Origin of the sequence: Aliivibrio kagoshimensis, from assembly GCF_050337105.1 — a bacterium.
GTDB lineage: Bacteria > Pseudomonadota > Gammaproteobacteria > Enterobacterales > Vibrionaceae > Aliivibrio_A > Aliivibrio_A kagoshimensis.
In genome coordinates, this window is record NZ_JAKJSQ010000144.1 from 1 (window position 1) to 2203 (window position 2203).

3 protein-coding genes are annotated in these 2203 nt (G+C 38.3%); 2 read left to right on the forward strand and 1 reads right to left on the reverse strand.

Annotation, left to right across the window (positions count from 1 at the left end; all coding sequences use genetic code 11):
* Positions 1-202 precede the first annotated feature (202 nt).
* Positions 203-751 (forward strand): hypothetical protein, encoded by a 549-nt coding sequence (locus L4C32_RS20520; RefSeq protein ID WP_428198749.1) that lies wholly within the window; start codon positions 203-205, stop codon positions 749-751.
* Between the two features lie 89 nt (positions 752-840).
* Positions 841-1638 carry a Cof-type HAD-IIB family hydrolase gene (locus L4C32_RS20525; RefSeq protein WP_428198750.1) on the forward strand — a complete coding sequence of 266 codons (798 nt, stop codon included), beginning with the start codon at positions 841-843 and terminating at the stop codon, positions 1636-1638.
* 23 nt (positions 1639-1661) lie between these two features.
* Here the strand turns inward: L4C32_RS20525 and L4C32_RS20530 are convergent, their stop codons facing one another.
* On the reverse strand, positions 1662-2051 hold the full coding sequence (locus L4C32_RS20530; RefSeq protein ID WP_428198751.1) for a hypothetical protein: 390 nt from the start codon (positions 2049-2051) through the stop codon (positions 1662-1664).
* Positions 2052-2203: the final 152 nt, after the last annotated feature.

The window sequence follows — 2203 nt, forward strand, 5'->3', positions numbered from 1 at the left end:
ATATAATACATAACATGCCCATAACATAAATATAATAATTGGATGCTTAACTATTTTTCCAAATATATTGAATATAAATAATATCCATACCTTGCATTGTGTCACAAATATAACGTTAAAGTGCTTAATCGTAGCTATCATTATTTTTCATATCAGCTTTTTTCTTTCATAATATTCCTGTGTAACCTTTAGAATGGAATCTATGAAAAACTCACTGGTACTTTTTATTGCCCTATTTGTGGTTATTGGCTGCAATTTCGATCTTACGCATAAAAGAACCGTTATTGCCAATAAACCAGCTAGTGAGCAACTCAACGACACTTACCATCAATTTATCAATGAGCACGATTTTAGTGCATCACTAACAGGCTCTGATGTTAATGGTAATGGTATACGAGATGACATTGACTTGTTTATCAATATGATGAAAATTGATGTCACTTATCGAAATGCGATCAGACAAAGTGCTCGAAATATTCAATCCATACTCTCCTACGATTTTACTGTTCCGAGTGAAAAAAACAGTCGACTTGCCAACCAAATTGCCAGCAGACACAACCACCTTCTCGCATGTGATTCTCTTATTAAAGCGTACCGCGAAGACAGACGAGCCCTTTCTGACCTTCTTATTTCACTCACTCTTAATACCAAAGCACGCTCAGAGGCTTATCTGCAATACAATGACTTGTTAGATCTTAATAATTCATTATCTGCAAAAGAGGAAGAGTGCCTTATAGCCCCCCAAAGTTGATGATACTTTAACTAGCGCTTACTGCAGTTATTTTATAAAAGCGTGTATAATACCCATTCTTTCCTCACTCGCTGTACGAGAGCCTTTTAATGCCAAACGCTAATATTAAATTCATTGCCGCCGATATGGATGGCACTCTGCTTGATGAGCAGAGTCAATTACATCCCGATTTTTTCCAAATTTACTCGCAATTAGCGAAAGAAAATATCTTTTTCGCTGCGGCTTCTGGCCGTCAATATTATAGTTTGTTAGACACCTTCTCTTCGTTAGAAAACAGCATGATATTCATTGCTGAAAACGGGACGTTGGTAATGCACAAAGGTAAAGAACTATATAGCTGTCCTCTCGATAAAACCGCCGCTCACGCCATTTTAAAACAGGCTCGTTTACTACCAGGCGCACAGATTGTGTTATGCGGGAAAAAATCAGCCTATATTGAAACTCAAGACCCGAAGGCTATTACCGAATTCAAAAAGTATTACCACCGTTGTGAGTTTGTCGATGATCTCCTTTTGGTTGATGATGATTTCGTTAAAGTTGCCATCTGCCACTTTGATGGTTCAGCAGAGCATGTCCATCCAACGATCAATGCGTTATTTGGTGCTGAGCAACAGGTTGTTATCAGCGCGAAAATCTGGCTTGATGTCATGCATGCTGATGCTTCAAAGGGTGCGGCCATTAAACACCTACAAAATGAACTGAATTTTACTTTTGAACAGACAATGAGTTTTGGTGACTACTTCAACGATGTCGAAATGCTACAAGCCAGTTATCACTCTTATGCAATGGAAAATGCACACGAAGGGGTAAAAGCACACGCACGATTTATCGCTCCGAGTAACCGTGAAGCAGGTGTATTGCAAGTCATTAGAACACTATTGAAATAAGTACTGATAAGCTCAGAAGTGAACTAACTGCCATGATGAACGAGAAGGTCTCTTACCTGAGAATCTAAGATCGCCTTCTCGGACAGTTTGTTCGTCTTAGCCACTGTAATCCATTGTAACCCCGTTTCATCACTATGCTGAAACTCAACCTTTAGTTCATATCTACGACTGGTGACTAAGGCAAATAACAGACCGACAATCAAAGCGACGGGTGCCAGTATCTCCCCCATCCCCGGTGGGCAAACTATCCAGACAATACTTGAAAACAATAACCCATAACAGACGATTCGTAATATGTGGCTTTTCAGCGAATTAGCAGTAATTTTAGCACTCATAATTTTAGATAAATCGTACTTGTCTGATTTAAACTGAAAGGTATTATGGCTCAATACAAAATCCTGACTGCTGATCATTTTACTTACTCTCCTCTCTTGATTCTCCAAAGTTCGGTAAACACATTATCATATATATTCATAAAAATTAGTAGATTAGCACGCAATCATACTTTCCATTTATAGTTAAAACTATTGGTCATTCGATTACTCTGCGATATATTGGTTAGGTG

Coding starts and splice junctions, on each gene's coding strand:
- L4C32_RS20530 (WP_428198751.1), bottom strand. CDS start 2,051: ATGATCAGCAGTCAGGATTTTGTATTGAGCCATAATACCTTTCAGTTT.
- L4C32_RS20525 (WP_428198750.1), top strand. CDS start 841: ATGCCAAACGCTAATATTAAATTCATTGCCGCCGATATGGATGGCACT.
- L4C32_RS20520 (WP_428198749.1), top strand. CDS start 203: ATGAAAAACTCACTGGTACTTTTTATTGCCCTATTTGTGGTTATTGGC.